This window comes from Pseudorhodoferax sp. Leaf267, assembly GCF_001422405.1.
Taxonomy (GTDB): Bacteria; Pseudomonadota; Gammaproteobacteria; order Burkholderiales; family Burkholderiaceae_C; genus Pseudorhodoferax.
On the sequence record NZ_LMMV01000012.1, the window covers coordinates 841010 to 865236 of the forward strand.

19 protein-coding genes are annotated in these 24227 nt (G+C 71.6%); 16 read left to right on the plus strand and 3 right to left on the minus strand.

Features of this window, described 5'->3' with window-relative positions; genetic code table 11:
- The first annotated feature begins 223 nt into the window (after nt 1–223).
- The 7 genes from ASF43_RS15770 to ASF43_RS15800 all read left to right on the plus strand — a co-directional run bounded on the left by ASF43_RS15770 (nt 224) and on the right by ASF43_RS15800 (nt 11251).
- Nucleotides 224–1036 carry an alpha/beta fold hydrolase gene (locus tag ASF43_RS15770; protein WP_156373331.1) on the plus strand — a complete coding sequence of 271 codons (813 nt, stop codon included), beginning with the start codon at nt 224–226 and terminating at the stop codon, nt 1034–1036.
- Nucleotides 1017–2912, plus strand: a complete 1896-nt coding sequence (locus ASF43_RS15775) for a PAS domain-containing hybrid sensor histidine kinase/response regulator (protein WP_056182872.1) — start codon at nt 1017–1019, stop codon at nt 2910–2912. Before ASF43_RS15770 ends, ASF43_RS15775 begins: the two co-directional genes overlap by 20 nt.
- A gap of 650 nt (nt 2913–3562) precedes the next feature.
- On the plus strand, nt 3563–5032 hold the full coding sequence (locus tag ASF43_RS15780) for a PLP-dependent aminotransferase family protein (protein WP_056182875.1): 1470 nt from the start codon (nt 3563–3565) through the stop codon (nt 5030–5032).
- A gap of 63 nt (nt 5033–5095) precedes the next feature.
- Nucleotides 5096–7996 carry an EAL domain-containing protein gene (locus ASF43_RS15785; RefSeq protein ID WP_082497883.1) on the plus strand — a complete coding sequence of 967 codons (2901 nt, stop codon included), beginning with the start codon at nt 5096–5098 and terminating at the stop codon, nt 7994–7996.
- Nucleotides 7993–9057: an HDOD domain-containing protein gene (locus ASF43_RS15790; RefSeq protein ID WP_056182879.1), complete on the plus strand. Its 1065-nt coding sequence runs from the start codon at nt 7993–7995 to the stop codon at nt 9055–9057. The genes ASF43_RS15785 and ASF43_RS15790 overlap by 4 nt, the downstream gene beginning before the upstream one ends.
- A 5-nt stretch (nt 9058–9062) precedes the next feature.
- Nucleotides 9063–9959, plus strand: a complete 897-nt coding sequence (locus tag ASF43_RS15795; RefSeq protein ID WP_156373332.1) for an ATP-binding protein — start codon at nt 9063–9065, stop codon at nt 9957–9959.
- Nucleotides 9956–11251 carry an HD domain-containing phosphohydrolase gene (locus ASF43_RS15800; RefSeq protein ID WP_056182882.1) on the plus strand — a complete coding sequence of 432 codons (1296 nt, stop codon included), beginning with the start codon at nt 9956–9958 and terminating at the stop codon, nt 11249–11251. Before ASF43_RS15795 ends, ASF43_RS15800 begins: the two co-directional genes overlap by 4 nt.
- A 256-nt stretch (nt 11252–11507) precedes the next feature.
- Here ASF43_RS15800 and bchO read toward each other — a convergent pair whose 3' ends face one another.
- Nucleotides 11508–12371, minus strand: coding sequence for an alpha/beta fold hydrolase BchO (gene bchO / locus ASF43_RS15805; protein ID WP_056182885.1), 864 nt, complete (start codon nt 12369–12371; stop codon nt 11508–11510).
- A 45-nt stretch (nt 12372–12416) separates the two neighbouring features.
- Between bchO and ASF43_RS15810 the strand changes: the two genes are divergently transcribed.
- The 5 genes from ASF43_RS15810 to ASF43_RS15825 are packed head-to-tail and all read left to right on the plus strand — an operon-like array spanning nt 12417 to nt 17450.
- Entirely contained in the window at nt 12417–13985 is a 1569-nt protein-coding gene (locus ASF43_RS15810; RefSeq protein ID WP_082497884.1) for a phytoene desaturase, read from the plus strand.
- Nucleotides 13957–15033 carry a phytoene/squalene synthase family protein gene (locus ASF43_RS15815; RefSeq protein WP_056182887.1) on the plus strand — a complete coding sequence of 359 codons (1077 nt, stop codon included), beginning with the start codon at nt 13957–13959 and terminating at the stop codon, nt 15031–15033. Before ASF43_RS15810 ends, ASF43_RS15815 begins: the two co-directional genes overlap by 29 nt.
- Nucleotides 15030–16331: a glutamyl-tRNA reductase gene (gene hemA / locus ASF43_RS15820; protein WP_056182890.1), complete on the plus strand. Its 1302-nt coding sequence runs from the start codon at nt 15030–15032 to the stop codon at nt 16329–16331. The genes ASF43_RS15815 and hemA overlap by 4 nt, the downstream gene beginning before the upstream one ends.
- A 7-nt stretch (nt 16332–16338) precedes the next feature.
- The gene (locus tag ASF43_RS32050; RefSeq protein ID WP_255358120.1) at nt 16339–16467 is read left to right on the plus strand and encodes a hypothetical protein; all 129 of its coding nucleotides are present in this window, start codon (nt 16339–16341) and stop codon (nt 16465–16467) included.
- On the plus strand, nt 16464–17450 hold the full coding sequence (locus ASF43_RS15825; RefSeq protein WP_200932532.1) for an NAD(P)H-binding protein: 987 nt from the start codon (nt 16464–16466) through the stop codon (nt 17448–17450). Before ASF43_RS32050 ends, ASF43_RS15825 begins: the two co-directional genes overlap by 4 nt.
- Before the next feature lie 7 nt (nt 17451–17457).
- Here the strand turns inward: ASF43_RS15825 and ASF43_RS15830 are convergent, their stop codons facing one another.
- Entirely contained in the window at nt 17458–18327 is an 870-nt protein-coding gene (locus ASF43_RS15830) for a carotenoid 1,2-hydratase (protein WP_156373333.1), read from the minus strand.
- Nucleotides 18328–18359: 32 nt separating this feature from the next.
- Nucleotides 18360–19982, minus strand: coding sequence for a 1-hydroxycarotenoid 3,4-desaturase CrtD (crtD, locus tag ASF43_RS15835; RefSeq protein ID WP_235578256.1), 1623 nt, complete (start codon nt 19980–19982; stop codon nt 18360–18362).
- Nucleotides 19983–20108: 126 nt separating this feature from the next.
- Between crtD and ASF43_RS15840 the strand changes: the two genes are divergently transcribed.
- The 4 genes from ASF43_RS15840 to ASF43_RS15855 all read left to right on the plus strand — a co-directional run bounded on the left by ASF43_RS15840 (nt 20109) and on the right by ASF43_RS15855 (nt 24224).
- Nucleotides 20109–20999, plus strand: a complete 891-nt coding sequence (locus tag ASF43_RS15840; protein WP_056182896.1) for a polyprenyl synthetase family protein — start codon at nt 20109–20111, stop codon at nt 20997–20999.
- A complete protein-coding gene (locus ASF43_RS15845) occupies nt 20996–22183 on the plus strand; it encodes a methyltransferase (RefSeq protein ID WP_056182901.1) in 1188 nt (395 codons plus the stop codon). Before ASF43_RS15840 ends, ASF43_RS15845 begins: the two co-directional genes overlap by 4 nt.
- Before the next feature lie 74 nt (nt 22184–22257).
- Nucleotides 22258–23211 (plus strand): chlorophyll synthesis pathway protein BchC, encoded by a 954-nt coding sequence (bchC, locus tag ASF43_RS15850; protein ID WP_056182904.1) that lies wholly within the window; start codon nt 22258–22260, stop codon nt 23209–23211.
- Entirely contained in the window at nt 23208–24224 is a 1017-nt protein-coding gene (locus tag ASF43_RS15855) for a chlorophyllide a reductase iron protein subunit X (protein WP_056182907.1), read from the plus strand. The genes bchC and ASF43_RS15855 overlap by 4 nt, the downstream gene beginning before the upstream one ends.
- Nucleotides 24225–24227: the final 3 nt, after the last annotated feature.

Sequence of the window (24227 nt, forward strand, 5' to 3'; positions counted from 1 at the left end):
ACGACGGTCGCGGACTGACCGACGTGCACCGCATGTCGGCCGCAAGGCATCCGCCTGAACGTTCGCGCGGGTCGACGGCGGGCACGGTCCAACCTTGATCTGGCGCAAGCTTGTCGCGCCTGCGGGCCCGACCTGCGTCCGCAGGGCAGACCTGCCACCTAGAATCCCTGACCGCGCTGCAGGTGCGCGGCATGCCCCTCATCCAGAACGGCACCACATGCTCATGCAACCTCGTGCCCGCGACCGCCACAGCGTCGAGACCGCCGGGGCTGGCCCCACGACCATCGTGTTCTCTCATGGGTTCGGCTGCGACCGGACGATCTGGCGCTTCGTGGCACCGGCCTTCGAGGAAACCCACCAGACCCTGGTGTACGACCACGCCGGCAGCGGGGGCGCCGTGCAGGCCTGGGATCCACAGCGCCATGCTTCGCTCGAAGGCTACGCGCAGGATCTGCTGGACATCCTCGAAGAGGAGGGCCTGCAGAACGTGGTGGGCGTGGGCCACTCCGTCGGCGGCATCATCATGATGCTGGCGGCCATCGCCCAGCCGCAGCGCTTCTCCCGGCTGTTCTTCATCTGCCCGTCGCCGCGCTTCCTGAACGACCCGCCGCACTACAAGGGCGGCTTCGAGCGCGCCGACATCGACGGGCTGTTCCAGTTGATGGAGTCCAACCATTACGGCTGGGCCCAGTTCCTGGCCCCCCTGGCGATGGGCGACGCCAATCCCGTGGCGCTGACGCGCGAGTTCGAGGGCGCGCTGCGGGCGCTGGAGCCGCGCATTGCGCAGGCGTTCGCGCGCCTGGTCTTCCTGGTGGATGTGCGCGACCGCCTGCACGAGCTGGCGCGGCCCTCCGTGATCGTCCAATGCCTGGACGACAGCATCGCGCCCGTGGAGGTGGGCCGCTGGATGCACGGCCACCTGGCGAACAGCGCGCTGGTGGAACTGGATGCGTCCGGCCATTGCCCGCACGTGAGCCACCCGCAGGAGATCATCGCCATCCTTCGCGCCCGACTCGATGGACCCGGCACCGCCTGACTTCGATGCGCTGCCGATCGGTGTCCTCAGTGTGGACCTGGGCGGGCGGGTGCTGGCCGCCAACGCCTGCCTCGCGGGTTGGCTGGGGCAGCCGGCCGCGGCGCTGGCCGGCCTGCACGTGGACCAGCTGCTCACGCACGGCGGGCGCGTGCTGTACCACACCTACCTGCTGACCACGCTGCGGATGCGTGGTCAGGTCCAGGAACTGACGCTGGCGCTGGACGCGCGCGACGGCCCCATCCATGTGCTGACCTGCGCCAGCCTGCGCAGCGAGGGCGGGACCTCGGTGGTGCAGCTCGCCTTCTCGCCCATGCGCGAACGCCTGCGCGTGGAGGCGGAACTGCAACGCGTGCAGCGCGCCGCCGACGCCGCGCCGGCGCTGCTCTTCGCGTACGAACGCGACCGCAGCGGTGCCGGCCGCTTCACCTATGCGAGCGCCGGACTGCGGACGCTCTATGGCCTGGCGCCCGGCAGCGTGTGCGATGCGGACCGTGCCGTCTGGGAGCAGGTGCATCCCGACGACCGTGCAGGCCTGCTGGCGGCGCGCGATGCCGCGCAGGCGGCAGGGCGGCTGTGGGAGTTCCGGTACCGGGCACGCAGGGATCTGGCGCAGCCATGGTCGTGGCACGCCCTGCGCGCCACATCCGGGGGCAGCCTGGACGGCTGCACCGTCTGGCATGGCACCGTGTCCGACGTCACGCGCGACCTCGCACTGCAGGAAGCCGCCCTCGAGCGCGACGTGGCCGCCCAGGCCAGCAAGGCCAAGAGCGAGTTCCTGGCGCGGATGAGCCACGAGCTGCGCACACCACTCAACGGGATCATCGGCTTCTCTCGCCTGCTGGCCGCCGACACCCAGCGGCCCCTGGACGTAGAGCAGTCGCGCCGCGTGCAACTCATCGAGAGCTCTGGCCACCTGCTGCTGTCCCTGATCGACGAAGTGCTGGACATTGCCCGCATCGAAGCCGGGCGGCTCCAGCTGCACCTGGGGCCGGTGCCCCTGGCGCCCCTGTTGCAACGCGCCGTTGCCGCGCTGGAGCCCACGATGCTTGCGCACGGCGTGACGGCCACCGTGGATTGCCCGCCCGACTTCGCGGTGCACGCGGACGGCAGCCGGCTCGAGCAGGTGCTGTCCAACCTGCTGTCCAACGCGGTGAAGTACAACAGGCCGGGGGGGCGCATCACGGTGTCGGCCGTGGCGAGCGAAGCCGACCGCGTCGCCATCGCGGTGCAGGACACCGGCCATGGCCTCACCGAAGACCAGCTCCGGCAGATGTTCCAGCCGTTCAACCGGCTCGGTGCGGAGAAGACGCGGACCGAGGGCGTGGGCCTGGGGCTGGTCATCACGCGCAGCCTGGTGGAAGCCATGCAGGGGAGCGTGGGCGTGCAGAGCGTCGCGGGCGCGGGCACCACCTTCACCGTGGTCCTGCCGCGTGCCCAGGCGGCGCTGCCCGCCAGCACCGTCGCATGTGCCGAGGCGAACGATGCCGCGGCACAAGGCGCGCCCAGGCGGGTGCTGTGCGCGGAGGACAACCCCGTCAACGCCACCTTGATGCAGGCCGTGCTGGAAGTGCTGCCCGGGGTCGAGGTGTACATCGGCGCCACCGGGGAAGACACCTTGCGCGATGCCGCCCTGCACCCGCCGCACCTGCTGCTGCTGGACGTGCAACTGCCGGACATGGACGGCTACGAACTGCTGCGGCGCCTGCGCGCGCTGCCGGGGCTGGCGCAGACGCCGGCGGTCGTCGTCTCGGCCGATGCCATGCCCGAGGACCTGGCCCGTGCGAAGGCGCACGGATGCGTGGCGTACTGGACCAAGCCGATCAGCGTGGAGCGGGTCCGCGCCGAGGTGCGGCGCATGCTGGCGGGCGGAGGCTAGCAGGGCGGGCTTAGGCTCCCGGCGCCCCGGCGGCAACTCTTCCACTAACCCGCCTCTTCGTGCGCCAAATGCCCCAGGCCCGGCAGCGGCCGGAGCCGCGCCTGCTGCGTCACGTGCTCCGCTTGCCGCGGGTCCATCGTGCTGTCCGCGCGGCGGGCCGCTGGCAGCGCGCGTGCCGCCGGTCAGCACCGGGCCATGACGGCCCGGCCCACGGCCAGCGCCGCCAACGACAGCGGTCGGCTTGGCAGTGCGCCGGCTCACAATGCCAGCGCGCCGGCATACGACGGCGGCCCCTGTACGCCCCTCCATGCCGCGGACAGCAGCAGCGGGGCGGCGGTCCGTAGGGTGGTGGCTTGTTCAGGCTGTTGAGCGGCTGAAGTCGGCCAGGAGCGGTCTTTGGCCACCGGCCGGTTCCGGGCAATCCAACTCTGCACGACAGCAGGACTTGTGCGGCGGTGTTCTGCAATTACGCAAGATGCTGCCGCCGGCCCTGGCGACAGGATCGTCACAGTTCGAAGTGGAGTGCTTCGCGCGACGTGGGCGCAGGTCGCTCCTAGGGATACAACAGTCCACTACGTAAGCCGCAAAGCTCCTAAGATGCAGGGTCACCCTACTCAGCCAGCAGTTGACCGAGGCGCGGTGCCCACACCATGCGCCATCGCCCAACCGCCCCTCCCACGAGGTTCGAACTTCTGGCTCGGGACATCGAGCAGCAAATCGCCGGCGGCGTGCTGCGTCCCGGGGACCGCCTGCCGTCCGTGCGCCAGACCTGTTCCAGCAGGGGCTTGAGCCCCAGCACCGTCTTCCAGGCCTACCACCTGCTCGAATCGCGCGGCCTGGTGCGTGCGGTCCCACGGTCGGGCTACTTCGTCGCAGCGCGTGCCAGCGGCGCGTTGCTGCCGGAACCGCAGACGTTGCAGCCGCAGTCCGGATCGCAGCCCATCGAGATCAACGACCTGATCCACGCGTGCCTCGGAACCGCGCGCACGCGCACGATCGTGCCTTTCGGTTCCGCGTTCCTGAGCCCGGCCCTGTTCCCTCTGGACCGGTTGCGCCGCGCGCTGATCTCCAGCATGCGGCGGCTCGACCCCTGGCGCATGGCCGAAGACCTGCCGCCGGGCAACCTGACGCTCAAGCGCGAGATCGCCAAGCGCTACCTGCGCCACGGCTTCGCCGTGGCCACCAATGAGATCGTGCTCACCCACGGCGCCATGGAAGCGCTGAACCTGTGCGTCAACGCGGTGACGCGGCCGGGCGATGCGGTGGTGGTCGAGTCCCCCACCTTCTACGTGGCATTGCAGGCGCTGCAGCGGCTGGGACTGCGCGCTATCGAAGTGCCCACCCATGTGCGCGAGGGCATCGATCTCGGCCGCCTCGCGCAGGTCTTGGAACTGCACCGCCCCAAGGTCTGCTGGCTCATGACGAGCTTTCAGAATCCGCTCGGCAGCCTGATGCCCGAGGCCAAGAAGCGCGATCTTGTCGCGCTGCTGGCCCGGCACGATGTGCCGTTGATCGAGGACGACGTCTACGCGGAGCTTTACGAAGGGAAGGTGGCGCCGCTGCCGGCCAAGGCGTTCGACCGCGCCGGCCTGGTGCTGCACTGCTCGTCATTCTCCAAGTGCCTGGCGCCGGGCTACCGTGTCGGCTGGGCCGCACCCGGCCGGTTCACGCACGAGGTCGAACGGCTGAAGCTGACGACGAGCCTGTCGGGCTCGATCCCGGTGCAGGCGGCCATCGCGGCGTACCTGCAGGAAGGTGGCTACGACCGCCACCTGCGCAGCCTGCGCCAGTCGCTGCAGGCGCAGCGCGACAGCCTGTTCGATGCCGTGACCCGCAATTTCCCGGACGGGACGCGGGCCGTGCGGCCGGCCGGCGGTTATTTCGTGTGGGTCGAGTTGCCGACTGGCGTCGATGCGATGGCCTTGCACCGGTCTGCGCTGGCTCAGCACATCAGCCTGGCCCCGGGGCCGATGTTCTCGGCGCGCGCGGAGTTCCAGCACCACATCCGGCTGACCTGCGGCCAACCCTGGACCGAAGCGCTTGAGCGCGCCATGCGCACGCTGGCGCGGCTGGTCGATGACGCGCCGCGCGACGCGGCTGCGTTGCGCCAATCGATCTGATACGGTCGGCCAGGGCCGCAACTGCGCACACTGCCGGCGCACTTCGACGCTCAGACTGAGCGCATGTCCAAAACTCCAACCGCACTCACGCTGGTGGCGGCCAGCGGTGTGCCTCCTGTTCCGGAACTTGCGTTGCACGAGGTACTGGACCGTCTGGGGCCCTCGGTCTTCGCGGGCCTGCTGGATGCCGACGGCACGCTGCGCTATGCCAACCAGGCCGCGCTGTGCGCCATCGACATCACGCCGGACCAAGTCCTCGGCCAACGCTTCGACGCCACGCCGTGGTGGCAGGCCTGCGACCTGTCGCGGCACCGGCTGCAGCAGGCGCTGGTCGCCGCAGCGCGCGGCGAGGCCTCGCGCTTCGACGTGCGCATCACCACCGTGGGCGGCAATACGCTGGCCATGGACTTCTCACTGCTGCCGCTGTTCGGGCCCGACGGGCGGGTGATCTGGCTCATTCCGTCTGCACGCGACGTGAGCGAGCGGGACCAGGCACAGCGCCAGCTGCAGCTCACCCGCCATGCCGTCGAACAGTCGAACGACGCGCTGTTCCAGGTGGGGCCGGACGGTGCCTTCCGCGATGCCAATGCGGCGTCCTGCCGATTGCTGGGCCTGACGCGCGAGCAGGTGCTGCGCATGCGCGTGCCCGACATCGACACCCAGGTCGACGACAGCCAGTGGCCATTGCGCTGGCGCGAGATGTGCGACCGCGGCTCGCTGCGCTTCGAGACCAATGTGCGCCACCGCGACGGCCACGAGATCCCGGTCGATGTGTCCGTGAGCCAGGTGACCAGTGGTGAAGAGACCTTCGCCCATGTCTGCATCGACGACCTGCGCGAGCGCCGCGCGGCCGAACGCCGCATCCAGCAACTGCTGCAGTTCGACGAACTCACAGGCCTGCCCAACCGCCAGCGGCTGCTGGAGAGCCTGGATGCGATGCTGCTGGCCAGCGACCAGACCGCGGTGCTGGTGCTGGAGCTTGACCGCTTCAAACGCGTCAACGACGGCCTGGGCATGCACATCGGCGACGCAGTGCTGCTCGAAGCGGCGCAGCGCCTCGTGGTGGCCGTGCGAGGCGTCGACCTGGTGGCGCGCCGCAGCGGCGACGAGTTCGTCATCGTCGTGCCCGGCCCCACGGCGGTGCCCGTCGCGCTGGCGCAGACGCTGCTCGATGCCATCGCCAGGCCGATGGTGATCGAGGGCCACGAGATCTACATGACCTGCAGCGTTGGCATCGCGATGGCGCCTGCGGACAGCGACCGCGCCGACACCTTGCTGCGCCGTGCCAACGCCGCCCTGCACCAGGCCAAGTTGCACGGCCGCAACCAGATCGCCGTCTACGCCGCCGCGCCGCACGACGACGACCCGGCACGCATGGCGCTGGAGACGGCGCTGCGCCAGGCGTTGCGCAACGAGCGCCTCGAACTGCATTACCAGCCGCAGGTCGACCTGGTGCATGGCCGCATCGTCGGGGTCGAGGCCTTGCTGCGTTGGGACCACCCCACGCTGGGCCGCGTCGCGCCCGACCGCTTCATCCCGATCGCCGAGGAGACCGGCCTGATCGTCGCCATCGGCGACTGGGTGCTGCGCCACGCCATCGAGCAGGCCGCGGCCTGGCAGCGCGCCGGGCTGCCGCCCCTGCGCACGGCGGTCAACCTGTCGGCGCGCCAGTTGTTGCAGCCGGACCTGGCACGGCGCATCGAAGGCCTGCTGGCCGCCACCGGTCTGGACCCGCGCCTGTTCGGGGTCGAGGTCACCGAGAGCATGCTGATCGGCAACTTCGAGCAGGCGGTGCAGCACCTGCAGGCGCTGCGTGCCATGGGCGTGGAAGTCTCGCTCGATGACTTCGGCACCGGCTACTCCAGCCTGAGCTACCTGCGCAGGCTGCCGGTGGACGTGGTCAAGATCGACCGTTCGCTGGTGCCCGACGTCACAGCGCCCGCGCAGGCCGTCTCGATCACGCGCGCCATCATCACGATGGCGCACCAGCTGCAGATGAAGGTGCTCGCCGAAGGCGTCGAGAGCGAAGGCCAGGCGGCGCTGCTGGCAGCCAACCAGTGCGACCAGATGCAGGGCTACTGGTTCAGCGCCGCCATGCCGGCAGCGGCGATCGAGGCGATGCTGCGCGATGGCCGGCAGATCGATCCGGTGCTGCTGGACCGGCGCGCGCGGCAACCCACCCTGCTGCTGGTGGACGACGAGGAGAACATCGTGGCCGCGTTGCGCCGGCTGCTGCGCGCCGAAGGCTGGCTGGTGCTGGGCGCCACCAGTGCAGAGCAGGCGCTGCAGCTGATGGCGCGCCACGAGGTCGACGTGATCCTGTCCGATCAGCGCATGCCCGGCATGACCGGCGTCGAGTTGCTGCGCCGGGCCCGGGTACTGTGTCCGGACACGGTCCGCCTGGTGCTGTCCGGCTACACCGAGCTGCAGGCGATCACCGAGGCGATCAACGAGGGCGCGATCTACAAGTTCCTTGCCAAGCCCTGGGACGACGCGCAGTTGCGCAGCCACCTGCGCGACGCCTTCGCGTTGAAGGAGATGGCCGACAGCAACCGCCGGCTCGACCTGGAGGTGCAGCACGCCAACCGCGAACTGGCCGAGCTGAACCGGCGGCTGCAGGCGCTGCTGCAAGCGCAGCGCGCACAGAACCAGCGCGAGGTCGATAGCCGCGAGGCCACGCAGGAGCTGCTGGACGCCCTGCCGGTGCCTGTGTTCGGCGTCGACGACGAAGGCCTGCTGGTGTTCGTGAATGCGCCGGCGCGAACGCTGTGCGACGCGGATGGCGATGTGCTGGGCAGGCCTGCGAGCGGGGAGCTGTCCGACGCCATGCGGCGCGCGCTGGAGGGCGGGTCGGTGAAGCTGACCCTGGCGGGGCGCCGCTTCCGGGCGCTGTGCCGGCCGTTGAGCGGCAACGCGCGCGGCTGCCTGCTGGTGCTGCTGCCGCAAGCCGGAGTGCGTGCATGACCGCGCCCACCACCGACGCCACGACCGTCACGCCGCCCGCGCCGCTGGCGCGCCTGTTTCGCCACAGCCTGCGCGAAGGCCGGGTCCATCCGCTGTTGCATGCCTTGCAGGGCCGCCGCCGAGAGCCACCGCAAGGTGCCGGGGAGGGCGCTGCGCCGGGCCGCCCCCAGCCAGCGCGCACCGCAGGCACAACTGAACGGACCCGGGTGAGCACGGTCCTTCGCCCGCTCGACCGCGACGACCTGCTCGCCGCCTTGCGCGGCCTGCCGCCGCTGCCGTCGGTGGTGCTCGACCTGATCGCGTCGCTCGGCCAGGAGGAACTCGGCGCTGCACAGTACGCGGCCAAGATCTCGCGCGACCAGGCGCTGGTCGCCAAGACCTTGCGGCTGGCCAACTCGTCGTTCTACGGGCGCGGCAGGCAGGTGGGCTCCGTTGCCGAGGCCATCACCGTGCTCGGCCTGCGCACGGTGCGCGCGGTCGTCACGGCCGCGGGACTGGCCGGCAGCTTCAGCCGCCATCCCGAGTTCGACCACGATGCCTTCTGGCGCCACTCGTTCGGCAGCGCCCTGTGCGCGCAGGCGCTGGCCGACGCATTGGGGCGCGACGACGGCGACCTGGCGTTCACGGTCGGGCTGCTGCACGACATCGGCAGGCTGGCCCTGGCCAGCCTGTTCGCGCCGGCCTACGCCGAGGTCGACCGGTGGCGGCGCGACCAGGATGGCCTTGGCAGCGATGCCGAGCGCGCCGTGCTCGGCATTGACCACGCCGAGGTCGGCGGCCTGATCGCGCAGCAATGGAACTTCGCGCCGGCCATCGTCGATGCCATCCGGCAGCACCATGCACCGGCACCCATGCCCGCCCAGGTCACGCTGGCCGGCATCGCCCATGTGGCCGATGCGATCGCCCACGCCCTGGGCATGGCCGGCGACGCCGACGAGGCGGTGCCGATGCTGGCGCTGCCGGTCTGGGCCGCGTGCCGGCTCGACGAGGCGGCCTGCCTGCAACTGTTCACGCGCACCGAGGCGCAATTCGAAGCCGTTTGCGAAGCACTGCAGAACTGAACACCATGTCCGAATCCGAACTCATCACATTGCAGCGCGCCAACCAGTCGCTGCGCGCCTTGAACGAGAGCCTGCGCAACGCCCAGGCCCAGCTGCTGCAGTCCGAACGCCTGGCCTCGATCGGCCAGCTGGCCGCTGGCGTGGCGCACGAGATCAACAACCCGATCGGCTACGTGTTCTCCAACTTCGGCACGCTGGAAGGCTACCTCGCGCGCTTGGTGGAGATGCTGGAGGCCTACGAGCAGGCGGAGCCCGCGCTGGCCGGCAGCGACATCGCCGTCCGGCTCGCGGCCCTGCGCGGGCGTGTCGAACTCGACTACCTGAAGCAGGACATCCCGCTGCTGATGGCCGAGTCGAAGGAGGGCCTGTCGCGGGTGCGCAAGATCGTCCAAGATCTCAAAGACTTCTCGCGGGTCGACACCCAGCAGGAGTGGGTCTGGGCCTCGCTGCACCAGGGCATCGACTCGACCCTGAACATCGTCGCCAACGAGATCAAGTACCGGGCCGACGTGCGCCGCGAGTACGGCGACCTGCCCGACATCGAATGCCTGCCGTCCGAGCTCAACCAGGTGTTCATGAACCTGCTCGTCAACGCCGCCCATGCGATCGGCCCGGAGCGCGGGCTCATCGTCGTTCGCAGCGGCGACGCCGGCAGCGAGGTCTGGGTCGAGGTGGAAGACAACGGCAGCGGCATCGCGCCGGAACAACTGGCGCGCATCTTCGATCCCTTCTTCACGACCAAGCCGGTCGGCCGTGGCACGGGCCTGGGCCTGTCGCTGGCGTACGGCATCGTGCACAAGCACCATGGACGCATCGACGTGCGCAGCGAGCCGGGCCGCGGCTCGTGCTTTCGCGTCACGCTGCCGGTGCGGCGCGCGGGCGCAGAAGGTGCCGCGCCATGACGACGGCCGCCCCGGCCTGGACGCTGCTCGCCGTCGACGACGAGCCCAACATCCTGGCGGCGCTGCGGCGGGTGTTCCGCACCACGGGCTGGCGCATCCTGACGGCCGGCAACGCCGAAGCGGCACTGGCGCTGCTTGCCGCGGAACCCGTGAATGCCGTGCTGTCGGACATGCGCATGCCGGGCATGGACGGCGCGCGGCTGCTCGAACAGGTCAGCCTGCGCTGGCCGCGCACCGCGCGGCTGCTGCTGACGGGCCAGGCCGACCTGGCGTCGACGATCACCGCGATCAACCACGGCCGCCTGCACCGCTACATCGCCAAGCCCTGGAACGACGACGAACTGGTACTGACCCTGCGGCAGGTCGCCGAGCGGCAACAGCTCGAAGCCGACAAGGAGGCGCTGGAGCGGCTGACGCAACAACAGAACGACGCGCTGAAGGCGCTGAACGCGGGGCTGGAGGCCCGCGTCGCCCTGCGCACCGAGGAACTGGCTGCCGCCAATGGCAGGCTCAAGCGCAACTACCTGACCTCGATCAAAGCCTTCACCGCGCTGATCGAACTGCGCGGCAAGGCCCAGGTCGGGCACGCGCGCCAGGTGGCCAGCCTCGCGCAGCGCATCGCGCAGGCGATGGCGGTGGATGCTGAGGTGGCGCGCAATCTCCCGATCGCCGCATTGCTGCATGACATCGGCCACATCGGGCTCAGCGATGCGGTTCTGGCGCGACCGGTGGGCCGGCTCGGTCCGCAGGACCTGCAACGCTACCAGCTGCACCCGGTGCTCGGCGAGCAGGCCCTGCTGGCCAGCGACGACATGCAGGGCGTGGCACCGCTGATCCGCGCCCACCATGAACGCTGGGATGGCAAAGGTTTCCCCGATGGCCTGCGCGGCGCGGCAATCCCGCTCGGTGCGCGCATCCTCGCGGTGGCCGACGCCTTCGAGGACCTGCGCGGCGGGCGCATGGACGGCCGCGCCCTGGACGCCACCGAGGCCTGCCACGCGGTGCTGGCCGGTCGTGGCAGCCAGTTCGATCCGGCGGTGGTCGACGCCTTCGTCGGCCTGTTCGCGGCCGGGCCTGACGAGCCAGCCTCGCCCACGATGCGGCTGCCCACCGCCGACCTGCGGGCCGGTCACGTCCTGGCGCAGGATTTCGTGTCGCCCGAGGGCGTACTGCTGCTGTCGGCCGGCCATTCGCTAACCGACGAGCTGATCGGCCGCATCGATGCCTTCGCGCGCAGGCACGGCCTGCCGCTGACCTTTGCGGTGCAGTCGCCAAGGGAGGCAGCCCAGTAGGCATGGACGTGGCCGGGTGGACGCGGAAGCGCACGGATTTGTGCCTGAGCCTGATCTGGCCAGCGAAACACGTCGAACGCGCTGCCGCTCAGAGGGTGGAAGTCGATGGTCCCGGAACTTGGGGTTGTGTCCGTCGGCTCTCTGGCAGATTAGTAGTCGCGGTGAGGGACGTCTCAGGGCGCAAAGCAGTCATCCCGCCATGCAGGAAAGCACCCCCCTCCCCGCCAGCATCTCAGCGACGACGCCTCTACCCCTCCTACCCCCCACCCCCCAGCAACTCCCCCACCACCCCCGGCGCCTCCTCGTGCGCCAGGTGCCCCAGCCCCGGCAGTAACCGGAACCGCGCCCCCGGCAGCTGCCGCGCCACGCGCTCCGATTGCCGCGGGTTCACCGTGCTGTCCGCGCTGCCAGCCGCCAGCAGCAGCGCCACCGGCGCCTGCGCGATGCGCCGGCGCAGTGCGGGCACCAGAGGCCCCACGTCCCAGTGCGCCATCATGCGCAGCGCCCCGGACACATGCGCGGGCTGGCGCAGCAGCGCTCGGTAGTGGGCCACGGCGGGTGCGTCCAGCCGCGAGCCGGTGGAATCGACCAGGTGCTGCACCGCGCGCGGGCGTGACGCGGCCCGCGCCGCCAGCCAGGGCAGCAGCGGCAGCGCCGCCATGGCGCGCGCCAGCGGCGGAAACACGGCGCCGGCCAGGCCGGGCAGCGGCTTCAGCGCGCCGTTGAGCGACAGCAGCGTGCGCGCCTGCGGCAGCGCACCGTCCAGCCACAGCTGCAGCATCAGCGCGGCACCGGCCGAGTGGCCGGCCACGGCGACCGGCGCGGCGTCCAGCGCGCGCAGCAGGGCCGCCAGCGCCTGCGCCATGCGCGGCAGGCTGGCGGCGCCGTCGGCGAATCCGCTGCTGCCGCCATGGCCCGGCAGATCGGGCGCGAGCATCCTGTAGCGGCCGGCCAGCAGCGGCGCGCAGCCGTCCCACGAGCGGCTGGACGAACCGGTGCCGTGCAGCAACAGCAGCAGCGGCCGGTCGGGCGCCTCCGTCGCGGGGGAGCGACGCACGTGCCAGCGCAGCCCGCCCGCGGTCGGTCGGGCTTCTTCCAGCGGGGCAGGGTCCAGGAGCATGCAGCCCTATTGTCAACTAAACCTGACACTACTACTATCCATAGCATGTTGACACAAGCGCGTCCCCGCGACGCCCGTCCCCATGCGGTGGTCATCGGCAGCGGCTTCGGTGGCCTGGCTGCGGCCGTGCGCCTGGGGGCCCGCGGCTACCGCGTGACGGTGCTGGAACGGCTGGACGCCCCGGGCGGCCGTGCTTATGTCTACCGGCAGGACGGCTTCACCTTCGACGCCGGCCCCACCGTCATCACGGCGCCCTTCCTGTTCGAGGAGCTGTGGGCCCTGTGCGGCAAGCGCCTGGCCGACGATGTGGACCTGCGCCCGGTCAGCCCTTTCTACCGCGTGCGCTTCGACGACGGTACGGTGTTCGACTACAGCGGCGATGCCGAGGCCATGCGTGCCGAGGTGGCGCGCATCGCGCCCGACGACGTGGCCGGCTACGAGCGCTTCCTCGCAGCCAGCAAGGCGATCTACGCGGTGGGCTTCGAGCAGCTGGGCGACCAGCCCTTCGACCGCTTCGCCGACATGGCCGCCGCGCTGCCGCAGCTGCTCAAGCTGCAGGGCTACCGCACGGTGCACGGCCTGGCCTGCCAGCATGTGAAGCACGAGAAGCTGCGCGTGCTGCTGACCTTCCAGTCGCTGCTGGTGGGCGGCAACCCGTTCCAGACGACATCGGTCTACTGCCTGATCGCGCACCTGGAGCGGCGCTTCGGGGTGCACTTCGCCATGGGCGGCACGGGCCGGCTGGTGCGGGGCCTGGTCGGGCTGATCGAGGGGCAGGGCAACCGCGTGCTGTGCAATGCCACGGTCGAGGAGATCCTGTCCGAAGACGGCGCCGCCACCGGCGTGCGGCTGGCGGGCGGCGAGCGCATCGACGCGGCCGTGGTCGTCTCCAACGCCGACGCCGCCTGGACCTACGGCAAGCTGCTGCCCAGTGTGGCCCGCAAGCGCTGGACCGACCGCAAGCTGCGCCGTGCGCGCTATTCGATGAGCCTGTTCGTCTGGTACTTCGGCACGCGCCGCCAGTACCCCGACGTGGCCCACCACAGCATCGTGCTGGGCCCGCGCTACAAGGGCCTGCTGGACGACATCTTCGTGCGCCAGCACCTGGCCGAGGACTTCAGCCTGTACCTGCACCGGCCCACCGCCACCGACACCAGCCTGGCCCCGCCCGGCTGCGACGCCTTCTATGTGCTGGCCCCGGTGCCGCACCTGGACAGCGGCGTGGACTGGCGCCAGCGCGCCGAGCCCTACCGCCAGGCCATCGCGGCGCGCCTGTCGGCCACCGTGCTGCCGGGGCTTGAGGGCCAGATCGTCAGCTCGCACATGCTCACGCCGCAGGACTTCCAGGACCGGCTGCTGTCGGTGAAGGGCGCGGCGTTTTCGTTCGAGCCGCTGCTGCAGCAGAGCGCCTGGTTCCGCCCGCACAACCGCAGCGAAGAGTTGCGCGGCCTGTACCTGGTCGGCGCCGGCACCCACCCCGGCGCGGGCCTGCCGGGCGTGCTGACCTCCGCCAAGGTGCTGGACCGCGTGGTGCCGCACGGCCGCACCCTGCGCGGCCCGCGCGCCACCCCACAGGAGATGCCGCATGTCGGTCGCGCCCACCGCCCGGCTTGAGCCGCATCTGGCGCGCCACTGGGCCGCCGATGTCGCCGCCTGCCGTGCCAGCCTGCAGCACAACAGCAAGACCTTCCATGCCGCATCGCTGCTGCTGCCGCGGCGCGTGCGCGAGCCGGCCACCGTGCTCTATGGCTTTTGCCGCCTGGCCGACGACGCGGTGGACGAGCAGGGCGGTCGGCTGGACGCCATCGCCCGGCTGCGCGAACGGCTGGATCGCGTCTACGCCGGCCAGCCGCTCACCGTGCCCAGCGACCGCGCGCTGGCCGCCGTGGTGGCCGCCTACGCCGTGCCGCGTGCGCTGCCCGACTTCCTGATCGAAGGCCTGGCCTGGGATGTGGAAGGCCGCACGTACGACACGCTGGCGCAACTGCAGGACTACGCTGCGCGCGTGGCCGGTGCCGTGGGCGCCATGATGAGTCTGCTGATGGAGACCCGCAGCCCCGACGCGCTGGCCCGCGCCTGCGACCTGGGTGTGGCGATGCAGCTGTCCAACATCGCGCGCGACGTCGGCGAGGACGCGCGCAACGGCCGGCTCTACCTGCCGCGCGACTGGCTGCGCGAGGCCGGGGTCGATCCTGCGGCATGGCTGGGCAACCCGCTGCCCGATGCGCGCATCGACGCCGTGGTCCTGCGCCTGCTGGCCGAGGCCGATCGCCTGTATGCGCGTGCCAGCGCCGGCGTGGGCAGCCTGCCGCTGGACTGCCGGCCCGGCATCAACGCGGCGCGCCTGCTGTACGCCGGCATCGGCCACGAGGTCCGGCGCGCCGGTGGTGACGGCGTGCGCCGCCGCGCCCGCGTGCCCGGCTGGCGCAAGACCATGCTGCTGGCGCGCGCGGCCGTCGGCCTGCGGCCCTCGCAGGCTGCGCTGGGCGCGCCGGCCTTGCCGTCCAACCAGCCCCTGCTCGACGCCGTGGCCGCAGTGCCGCCGGTCGGCCGCCAGGGCGCGGCCGAGTTCGTCGTCGACCTGTTCACGCGGCTGGCGCGCGATGAGCGCCAGCCCCATCGCCCGGCCGCGCCGGTGCTGTTGCGAGGAGATCCAGGATGAGCCTCATGGCCCTCGGTCTGAACCATGCCAGCGCGCCGCTGGACCTGCGTGGCCGCTTCGCCTTCCCGGTCGAGCGCCTGGCGCCCAGCCTGCAGGCCCTGCGCGGCCACCTGGCCGCCGTGCAGTCGCCGGCCAGCGGGCTGACCATCCTGTCGACCTGCAACCGCACCGAGCTCTACCTGGGCCTGGCGCCCGAGGCGCAGCCCTCGCCCGAGCTGCTGCAGCCGGTCATCCACTGGCTGGCCGACCAGGGCGGCACCAGCCCGCAGGCGCTGACCGAGCACAGCTACCTGCTGCAGGGCGAGGCGGTCGCGCGGCATGCGTTCCGTGTCGCGTCCGGGCTGGACTCGATGGTGCTGGGCGAGCCGCAGATCCTCGGCCAGCTCAAGACCGCGGTGCGCGAGGCCGACGACGTGGGCGTGCTCGGGCCGACGCTGCAGCAGCTGTTCCAGCGCAGCTTTTCGGTGGCCAAGGCGGTGCGCACCGGCACCGAGATCGGCGCCCACGCGGTCAGCATGGCGGCGGCTGCGCTGCGGATCGCGCAGCAACTCTTCGGCGATCTGTCGGAGCGCCGCGTGCTGTTCGTCGGCGCGGGCGAGATGATCGAGCTGGTCGCCACGCATTTCGCGGCGCGTTCGCCACGCCAGATGGCGGTGGCCAACCGCAGCGCCGAACGCGGTGAGGGCCTGGCCAGCCGGCTCGGCGCGCAGGTGCTGCCGCTGCTGGGGCTGGACCAGCGGCTGGGCGAATTCGACATCGTCATCAGCTGCACCGCCAGCAGCCTGCCGCTGATCGGCCTGGGCGCCGTGCAGCGCGCGCTGGCGGCCCGCAAGCGCGAGCCCATGCTGATGATCGACCTGGCCGTGCCGCGCGACATCGAGGCCGACGTGGGCAAGCTCGAAGACGTGTTTCTCTACACCGTGGACGATCTGGCCAAACGGGTGCAGCAGGGCGGCGAGCGCCGCCAGGCCGCGGTGCAGCAGGCCGAGGCCCTGGTCGATGCCGGCGTGAACCGTTTCAGCCAGTGGCTCGAGCAGCGCTGCAGCGTGCCGCTGATCATGGAGCTGCGCCAGCGCAGCGACCACTTGCGCCAGCTGGAGCTGGACCGTGCGCGCCGCGCCCTCGCGCGTGGCGAGGGCGTCGACCAGGTGCTCGAACAACTGGCTGGCAGCCTCAGTGCCAAGCTGCTGCACCGCACCCTTGCCGGCCTGCACGCCAGCCGCGGCGCCGAGCACAACGACTGGGCGGCGGCCGCTCGCCGCTGCTTCCTGCACGAAGGCTCGGACGTGCGGCACTGAAGACGCCATGCACGAGCGCCTCGGCCTGATCGAGATGCTGCTGTTCTTCGGCCTGGTGTTCGGCTGGGCGTTCTGGCAGTGGTGGGGTTGGCGCAAGTGGAAAAAGCGCCAGCAGCAGGAGGAGCCGCCGCAGTGACCGACACGACCTGCAGGCGCGTGCTGTTGCTCGGCGCCACCGGCAGCATCGGCCGCGCGACCGCCGCGGCCCTGCGCGCACGCGGCCACGCCTTGGTGTGTGTGCTGCGACCGCGCGCCGACCCGCATGACCTGGCGCGCACGCTGCCCGGCGCCACGCTGCGCTGGGGCGACGTGGCCGACGCCGGCTGGCTGGCGCAGCACGTGTTCGCGCCGGGTGAGCGCTTCGATGCGGTCATCTCGTGCATGGCCTCGCGCAGCGGTGTGCCGGCCGACGCCTGGGCCGTCGACCACCGCGCGCACCGCCAGGTGCTGCAGGCCGCGCAGCGCGCCGGCGTGCCGCAGTTCGTGCTGCTGTCGGCCATCTGCGTGCAAAAGCCGCGGCTCGCGTTCCAGCAGGCCAAGCTGGCCTTCGAGCAGGCGCTGACGGCCTCGGGCCTGCGCTACAGCATCGTGCGGCCCACGGCCTTCTTCAAGTCGCTGTCGGGCCAGGTCGAGCGCGTGCGGCGCGGCCAACCTTATCTGGTGTTCGGCGACGGCCGGCTCACCGCCTGCAAGCCGATCAGCGACGCCGACCTGGCCGACTACCTGGTCGGCTGCCTGCACGATGCGTCGCGCTGGAACCGCGTGCTGCCGATCGGCGGCCCCGGCGCAGCCATCACGCCGCGCGAGCAGGGCGAGGCGCTGTTCGCGCTGCTGGGCCGCCCGCCGCGCTTTCGCAGCCTGCCGCTGGGCATGATGGACGGCATCGTCGGCGGCCTGTCCATGGCCGCCCGGCTGTGGCCGAAGCTGGCGGCCAAGGCCGAGCTGGCGCGCATCGGCCGCTACTACGCGTGCGAGTCGATGCTGGTGTGGGACGCGCAAGGCGCGCGCTACGACGCCGACGCTACGCCCTCGACCGGGCGCGACACGCTGCAGGCGCACTACGCAGCGCTCGTGCGCGGTGAGCGCGTGCACGAGCGCGGCGCGCACGCGGTGTTCTGAGCGCGCTTCAGCTGCTGTGCCGCGGCATCCTGAACGGCAGCATCGCCTGCACCAGCGGCCGGTCGAAGCGCACCAAGTCCAGGCTTTCATGCATCCAGGGCGCACCGCCGTCTGCATCGGCCAGCAGGCTGCGGCAGTAGAACGGGCCGGACTCCAGCGTGGCGGCCACGGTGGGCGCGGCGGCGGGCAGGGCGCGGGTCTGACGGCCCACGCCCCAGGCGCTGGCGGGCAGGGCGCAGGCCGGCGGCGCGTCGCGCACGGCGATGGCGCCGTCGGCCGCGATCTGCAGGTCCAGCGCCTGCGCCGCGCCGGCACGCGGCTCGCAGGCATAGAGCACGCGGCAACCGTCGGCCTGCCGCTGGCGCGACCAATGCCAGCGCGCGAAGTCGCGCGCCAACGGGCGCCGGCCCCAGTTGCAGTCCAGGTAGGCCTCGCCCTGCCAGCGCGCGGCCGGCGCGTCCAGTGCCACGTCGATGCGCGCCACGGGGCTGATCGGCTGCCAGTGGTGCAGCGCGCCGCGGTCGAGTGCGAACCGCCGGCCCGGGCGGGTCTGCAACTGCACGGCCAGGCTGCCGCGCACGCGTTGCGGCCAGGGCGCGGCCCATTCGTCCAGGTCGATACGCAGCCGGTCGGCGCCTTCCCACTGCAGGCGGCTCGGGCCGATGGCCAGGCTCTGCCGGTCGCGGTGCAGGTCGCGGTGGCCGCGCTCTGTCATGGTCCACCACTTGGCGTAACGGGCGCTGCCCGGCGCGCGGCGGTAGAGCGAGACGTTGACCGCCACATGCTCTTCGGCCAGCGCCTGTTCGTCGCCCCAGCGGCGGCGCTGCCAGGCGTAGTAGGGCGAGAACACGCTGCCGATGAAGGCGATGAGCGTCAAGGCCCAGGCGCTGCCGTCGGCCTGCGGATCACTCAGCGCGTCGAGGTACCACCAGGCATAGCCACCGGGTGCAACCGGAAGGTCGAAGCCAGGTCCTCCTGCATCAGCCGCGCTGCCAGCTGGCCCGACAGCGAGGCCATCGGCACCCCCGGCCCGGGATGGGCGCTCCCACCGGCCAGGTACAGGCCCGGCACCGCGCTGCGCTGCACCGGCCGCTGGAAGCTCGCCTGCCAGCCGTGGCTCGCCTGGCCGTACAGCGCGCCGGCCGAGCCCGGATACGCCTGCGCGAACTGCGCCGGTGTCGTGCGCTGCGCCGGCCAGGGGCCAGGGCGCAGCACCAGGCCCATGCGGGCCAGCTGCTGGTGGGTCTGCTGTTCGCATCGTTGCAACTCCTCTGGCGTGGGCGGTCGGGTGGAATCGTGCGCGGGCGCGTTGACGAGCAGCATCAGCCGCTCGGGGCCGGCCGGGGCGTCTGCGTGCAAGGCGGCGGGGCGGTCCTGCGCGCACAGGTAGACGGTGGGCGAGGGCGGCAGGCGTCCCCGTGCCAGCGCGTCGAACTCCTTGCGGTAGCCGTCCTGCGCCGGGTCGCAGAAGAACACGTTGTGGTGCGACAGCGCGAAGCCTTCGGGTGTGTCCACCTGGTGCCAGGTCAGCGCCGACAGCGAGCGCTGGGCCGGCGTCAGGGGCCGAGCGCCCAGGGCGCGCTGCAACGCTTTGCCCAGCAGGCCCTGGGCCAGCGCGTCCGCATCGCCGTTGAACAGCACGGCGTCGCCCTCCAAAGCCTCGCCGCTGGCCAGCAGCACGCCGCTGGCGCGCCCGCGCGTGAGGCAGATCTCGCGCACGGCCGCCCCATAGCGCAGCGTGGCGCCCTGGGCCTGGGCCGCGCCGGCCAACGCCTGGGCCACGGTGTGCATGCCGCCCTCCACATGCCAGACCGCCTGGCGTTCCACATGGGCCACCAGCATCAGCGTGGCCGGCGCCAGGAAGGGCGACGAGCCGCAGTAGGTGGCGTAGCGGCCGAACAGCTGGCGCAGGCGCGGGTCGTGGAAGTGCCGGCCCAGCGCCTGCCACAGGCTTTGGAAGGGCTGGATGTTGGACAGCCCGCGCACACCCGGCATGCCCTGGCGCAGCACGCGCGCCATGAGGCTCAGCGGGTTGTCCGGCCGCGCCGCGGTGATGAAGGACGACTCCAGCGTCTCGTACACAGCTTGCGCGTGCTGGCAGAAGCCGCGGTAGCGCTGCGCCTCGGCCGGGCTGCTGAAGGCGGCGATGGCGTCCACGCTGGCCTGCAGGTCGGCCAGCAGGTCCAGCCGGTCGGCGGCCTCGGGCCCCCAGGCGTGGCGCGCCAGCACGGCGCAGGGCGTGAGCTGCACCTGCCCGGCCAGCGACAGGCCGAGCGCGTCGAACAGCTGGTCGAACACCCAGCGCATGGTCAGCACCGTGGGCCCGGCGTCCAGCCGGTGCGGGCCGACCTGGCGCGTGCAGGCCTTGCCGCCGGGGCCTTGCGCCTGTTCCAGCACGTGCACGTCCAGCCCCGCGTGGGCCAGCAGCGCCGCCGCACTGAGCCCACCCACACCGGCGCCGACCACCAGCACGCGCGGCGTGCGGTGCACGCTGGGCGAGGGGGCGTTCGGGCGGATAGGCATTGACTGCATGCGTTGATGTGTCTAGTCTACGTGACACTTGCAAATGTATTGCACGTTTGACTGCTGGTGCGCTAGAGGCGTCAATGCTTCTCCCCGGTCACAAGCCCTTGTCCACATCGGAACCAAAGGACCGCCATGCCCCCATCCGACCGCATCGAACGCGCCCTGCGCGCCAGCCTGGACCGCTGCCTGGCACCGGGCCACCCGCCGCGGCTGGCGGCGGCCATGCAGCACGCGGTGTTCCCCGGTGGCGCGCGGGTTCGCCCCAAGCTGGTGCTGGCCGTGGCCTACGCGTGTGGCGACGACGATCCGGCCCTGGCCGACGCCGCTGCGGCCGCGGTCGAACTGCTGCATTGCGCCTCGCTCGTGCACGACGACCTGCCGTGCTTCGACAACGCCGCCACGCGCCGCGGCCTGCCCTCGGTGCACGGGGCCTTTGGCGAGCGGCTGGCGGTGCTGGCCGGCGATGCGCTGATCGTGCTGGCCTTCGAGTGCCTGGGCAGCGCGGCCGGCGGGCACCTGCAGCGCCTGCCCGGCGTGCTCAGCACCGTCTGCCAGGGCGTGGGCATGCCGCACGGCATCAGCGCCGGCCAGAGCTGGGAGTGCGAGCCCCAGGTGGTGTTGAGCGACTACCAGCAGGCCAAGACCGGCGCCTTGTTCGCGGCCGCCACCATGGCCGGCGCGCAGGCGGCCGGCGCCGACCCGGCTCCCTGGCGCAGGCTGGGCCAGACACTCGGGCAGGCCTACCAGGTGGCCGACGACATCCGTGACGTGCTGTGCGATGCACAGGCCCTGGGCAAGCCGGTGGGCCAGGACCTGCTGCTGGACCGCCCCAGCGTCGCGCGGGCGCTGGGCCTGGAGGGCGCGCTCGCCGAGTTCGACCGGCTGGTCGCCGCCACGCAGGCCTGTGTGCCGGACTGTCCCGGCGCCAAGGCGTTTCGCAGCCTGATCGCGCTGGAGGCCGAGCGGCTGCTGCCCGTCGGCCTGTTCGGTGCGCGCAGCGGGCCGGCCAGGGTCGTCGCATGACCCCGGAGGGCCTGGCCGTGCATGCGCCCCTGCACTGGAGCGATGCATGGCTGGCCTGGCGCGACCGGCTGCTGGCCAGCCCGCGCTTTCGGCGCTGGGCCGAGGGCTTTGCGCCCGCACGCTGGATCGCGCGGCGGCGGGCCGGCCAACTCTTCGACCTGCTGGCCGGCTTCGTCTACAGCCAGGTGCTGCTGGCCTGCGTGCGGCTGGGCCTGTTCGAGCGGCTGGCGCGCGACGGCCCGCAGAGCCTGGCGGCGCTGGCCGCCGTGCTGCCGCTGCCCGAGCCGGCGCTGGACCGGCTGCTGCAGGCCGCCTGCGCGCTGCGCCTGCTGGAGCGCCGGCGGCATGCCCGCTACGGCCTGGGCCCGCTGGGCGCGCCCCTGGTCGGCAATGCCGGCCTGGCCGCCATGGTGGAGCACCACGAGGCGCTCTACCGAGACCTGGTCGATCCGCTGGCGCTGTTGCGCGCAGCGCCAGGGCAGGGCGCCGGTGGCGCGCTGTCGGACTTCTGGCCCTATGCCCGCGCGGCCGATCCGGCCCGGCTTGATGCCGCGCAGGTGGCGCCCTATTCGCAACTGATGGCCAGCTCGGTGCCCTGGGTGGCCGAGCAGCTGCTGCAGGCCTACCCGGTGCACCGGCACCGGCGGCTGCTGGACGTGGGCGGCGGCGAGGGCGCATTGGCGGCCTGCCTGGCGCATGCCGTGCCCCGGCTGCAGGTGCAGGTGTTCGACCTGCCTGAAGTGGCGCGGCGCGCCGAAGCCCGCTTCGCGCGCGAAGGCCTGGCCGACCGTTGCAGCGCCACAGGCGGCGACTTCCTGCGCGGGGAACTGCCGCGCGGCTTCGATGCGATCAGCCTGGTGCGCGTGCTGCACGACCACGACGACGCGGCCGTGCTGCGCCTGCTGGGTGCCGTTCACGCCGCATTGCCGCCCGGCGGCCGCGTGCTGGTCGCCGAGCCGCTGGCCGACGCACCGGGCGCACCCGCCATAGGCGCTGCCTATTTCGGGGTGTACCTGTGGGCCATGGGCAGCGGTCGGGCACGCACGGTCGCGCAGCTGCGCGACCTGCTGCAGCGCAGCGGCTTCGTGGACGTGCAGGCCCGCCCCACGGCCATGCCGCTGCACAGCGGTCTGCTGGTCGCCACGGCCGATGGTCTCGCGAAATCGAGTGTAAATCTTAGTTGACATTATTCTGTGTCTTCATAAGATGACTCCATGAACACCGCTTGCTGCTTTCTCCACATCCAAGGAGCTCACACATGAACACCCAGGCCGTCGTGCTGGAGGCCCCCGAGCAGCTTCGCTTGCGGCCCCTGCACCTGCCGGCCTTGCAAGGTGACGATGTGGTGGTCGAAGTGGAATGGAGCGGTATCAGCACCGGCACGGAGCGCCTGCTCTGGACCGGCCAGATGCCGATGTTCCCGGGCATGGGTTACCCGCTGGTGCCCGGCTACGAGGCCGTGGGCCGTGTGCTGGAAGTCGGCCGCGAAGGCAGCCGCCGCGTCGGCCAGCGCGTCTTCGTGCCGGGCGCGCGCTGCTACGGCGATGTGCGCGGCCTGTTCGGTGCGTCGGCCTCGCGTCTGGTGGTGCCCGGCGCCAAGGCCATTCCGGTGGCCGAGCGGCTGGGTGCGCAAGCCGTGCTGCTGGCGCTGGCCGCCACCGCCTACCACGCCGTCGCCGATGGTGGCCGCTGCGATCCGCACACACCGCCCGACCTGATCGTGGGCCACGGCGTGCTGGGCCGCCTGCTCGCGCAGCTGAACGTGGCGGCCGGCTACACCAACTTCTGCGTCTGGGAAACCAACGCGCAGCGCGCCCAGGGCGCTTTGGGCTACGAAGTCGTGCACCCCGAGGCCGACACGCGCCGCGACTACCGCGCCATCTACGACGTGAGCGGCGACGCCGGCCTGCTGGACACGCTGATCGGCCGCCTGGCGCCCGGTGGCGAGGTGGTGCTGGCCGGCTTTTATGCCAAGCCGCTGAGTTTGAACTTCGCACCCGCCTTCATGCGCGAGGCCCGCATCCGCGTGGCCGCCGAATGGAAGCCGGCCGACCTGGCCGCCGTGAACATGCTGCTGGACGAAGGCCGCCTGTCGCTGGACGGCCTGATCACCCACACCGAACCGGCTGCATTGGCGAGCGAGGCGTACGGCCAGGCGTTCGGCGATGCGAGCTGCCTGAAGATGGTCCTGGACTGGAGAGCCCACCAATGAACGCCACTCTGCCTGCCGAGGCGACGGTTCGCTTCCAGTCCCGCACGGACATCCTGCGCGCCGAGGCCGCCATCGAGCCCGATGCGCCGGCCACCAGCCCGGCCGCCAAGACCACGCAGATCATCGCGATCTACGGCAAGGGCGGCATCGGCAAGAGCTTCACGCTGGCCAACCTCAGCTACATGATGGCGCAGCAGGGCAAGAAGGTGCTGCTGATCGGCTGCGACCCCAAGAGCGACACCACCAGCCTGCTGTTCGGCGGCAAGGCCTGCCCGACCATCATCGAGACCAGCAGCAAGAAGAAGCTGGCCGGCGAGGCGGTCGCCATCGGCGACGTGTGCTTCAAGCGCGACGGCGTGTACGCCATGGAACTCGGCGGCCCCGAGGTCGGCCGCGGCTGCGGTGGGCGCGGCATCATCCACGGCTTCGAGACGCTGGAGAAGCTGGGCTTCCACGACTGGGGCTTCGACTTCGTGCTGCTCGACTTCCTGGGCGACGTGGTCTGCGGCGGCTTCGGCCTGCCGATTGCGCGCGACATGTGCCAGAAGGTCATCGTCGTGGCCAGCAACGACCTGCAGTCGCTTTATGTGGCCAACAACGTGTGCAGCGCGGTGGAGTATTTCCGCAAGCTGGGCGGCAACGTGGGCGTGGCCGGCATGGTCATCAACCGCGACGACGGCACGGGCGAGGCCAAGCAGTTCGCAGGCGCCGCAGGCATTCCGGTGCTGGCCACCATCCCGGCCAACGAAGACATCCGCCGCAAGAGCGCCAGCTACGAAATCATCGGCCGGCCCGGCACGCAGTGGGCGCCGCTGTTCGAGGAACTGGCCATCAACGTGGCCGAGGCGCCCCCGGTGCGCCCGAAGCCGCAGACGCAGGACCAGTTGCTCGGCCTGTTCAGCGCCGAGGTGACGGGCCGCGATTTCAAGATGGAGCCGGCCACGCTGTTCGACATGGTGGGCAAGACCGAACTGGTCAAGCCCACGCTCGAAGTCGTCTACGACGCGGCATAACCC

What these genes read in the sequence shown, in the direction of transcription:
- ASF43_RS15770 (WP_156373331.1), top strand. Translation starts at nt 224, where the DNA reads ATGCAACCTCGTGCCCGCGACCGCCACAGCGTCGAGACCGCCGGGGCT.
- ASF43_RS15775 (WP_056182872.1), top strand. Translation starts at nt 1,017, where the DNA reads ATGGACCCGGCACCGCCTGACTTCGATGCGCTGCCGATCGGTGTCCTC.
- ASF43_RS15780 (WP_056182875.1), top strand. Translation starts at nt 3,563, where the DNA reads ATGCGCCATCGCCCAACCGCCCCTCCCACGAGGTTCGAACTTCTGGCT.
- ASF43_RS15785 (WP_082497883.1), top strand. Translation starts at nt 5,096, where the DNA reads ATGTCCAAAACTCCAACCGCACTCACGCTGGTGGCGGCCAGCGGTGTG.
- ASF43_RS15790 (WP_056182879.1), top strand. Translation starts at nt 7,993, where the DNA reads ATGACCGCGCCCACCACCGACGCCACGACCGTCACGCCGCCCGCGCCG.
- ASF43_RS15795 (WP_156373332.1), top strand. Translation starts at nt 9,063, where the DNA reads ATGTCCGAATCCGAACTCATCACATTGCAGCGCGCCAACCAGTCGCTG.
- ASF43_RS15800 (WP_056182882.1), top strand. Translation starts at nt 9,956, where the DNA reads ATGACGACGGCCGCCCCGGCCTGGACGCTGCTCGCCGTCGACGACGAG.
- bchO (WP_056182885.1), bottom strand. Translation starts at nt 12,371, where the DNA reads ATGCTCCTGGACCCTGCCCCGCTGGAAGAAGCCCGACCGACCGCGGGC.
- ASF43_RS15810 (WP_082497884.1), top strand. Translation starts at nt 12,417, where the DNA reads ATGTTGACACAAGCGCGTCCCCGCGACGCCCGTCCCCATGCGGTGGTC.
- ASF43_RS15815 (WP_056182887.1), top strand. Translation starts at nt 13,957, where the DNA reads ATGTCGGTCGCGCCCACCGCCCGGCTTGAGCCGCATCTGGCGCGCCAC.
- hemA (WP_056182890.1), top strand. Translation starts at nt 15,030, where the DNA reads ATGAGCCTCATGGCCCTCGGTCTGAACCATGCCAGCGCGCCGCTGGAC.
- ASF43_RS32050 (WP_255358120.1), top strand. Translation starts at nt 16,339, where the DNA reads ATGCACGAGCGCCTCGGCCTGATCGAGATGCTGCTGTTCTTCGGCCTG.
- crtD (WP_235578256.1), bottom strand. Translation starts at nt 19,982, where the DNA reads ATGCAGTCAATGCCTATCCGCCCGAACGCCCCCTCGCCCAGCGTGCAC.
- ASF43_RS15840 (WP_056182896.1), top strand. Translation starts at nt 20,109, where the DNA reads ATGCCCCCATCCGACCGCATCGAACGCGCCCTGCGCGCCAGCCTGGAC.
- ASF43_RS15845 (WP_056182901.1), top strand. Translation starts at nt 20,996, where the DNA reads ATGACCCCGGAGGGCCTGGCCGTGCATGCGCCCCTGCACTGGAGCGAT.
- bchC (WP_056182904.1), top strand. Translation starts at nt 22,258, where the DNA reads ATGAACACCCAGGCCGTCGTGCTGGAGGCCCCCGAGCAGCTTCGCTTG.
- ASF43_RS15855 (WP_056182907.1), top strand. Translation starts at nt 23,208, where the DNA reads ATGAACGCCACTCTGCCTGCCGAGGCGACGGTTCGCTTCCAGTCCCGC.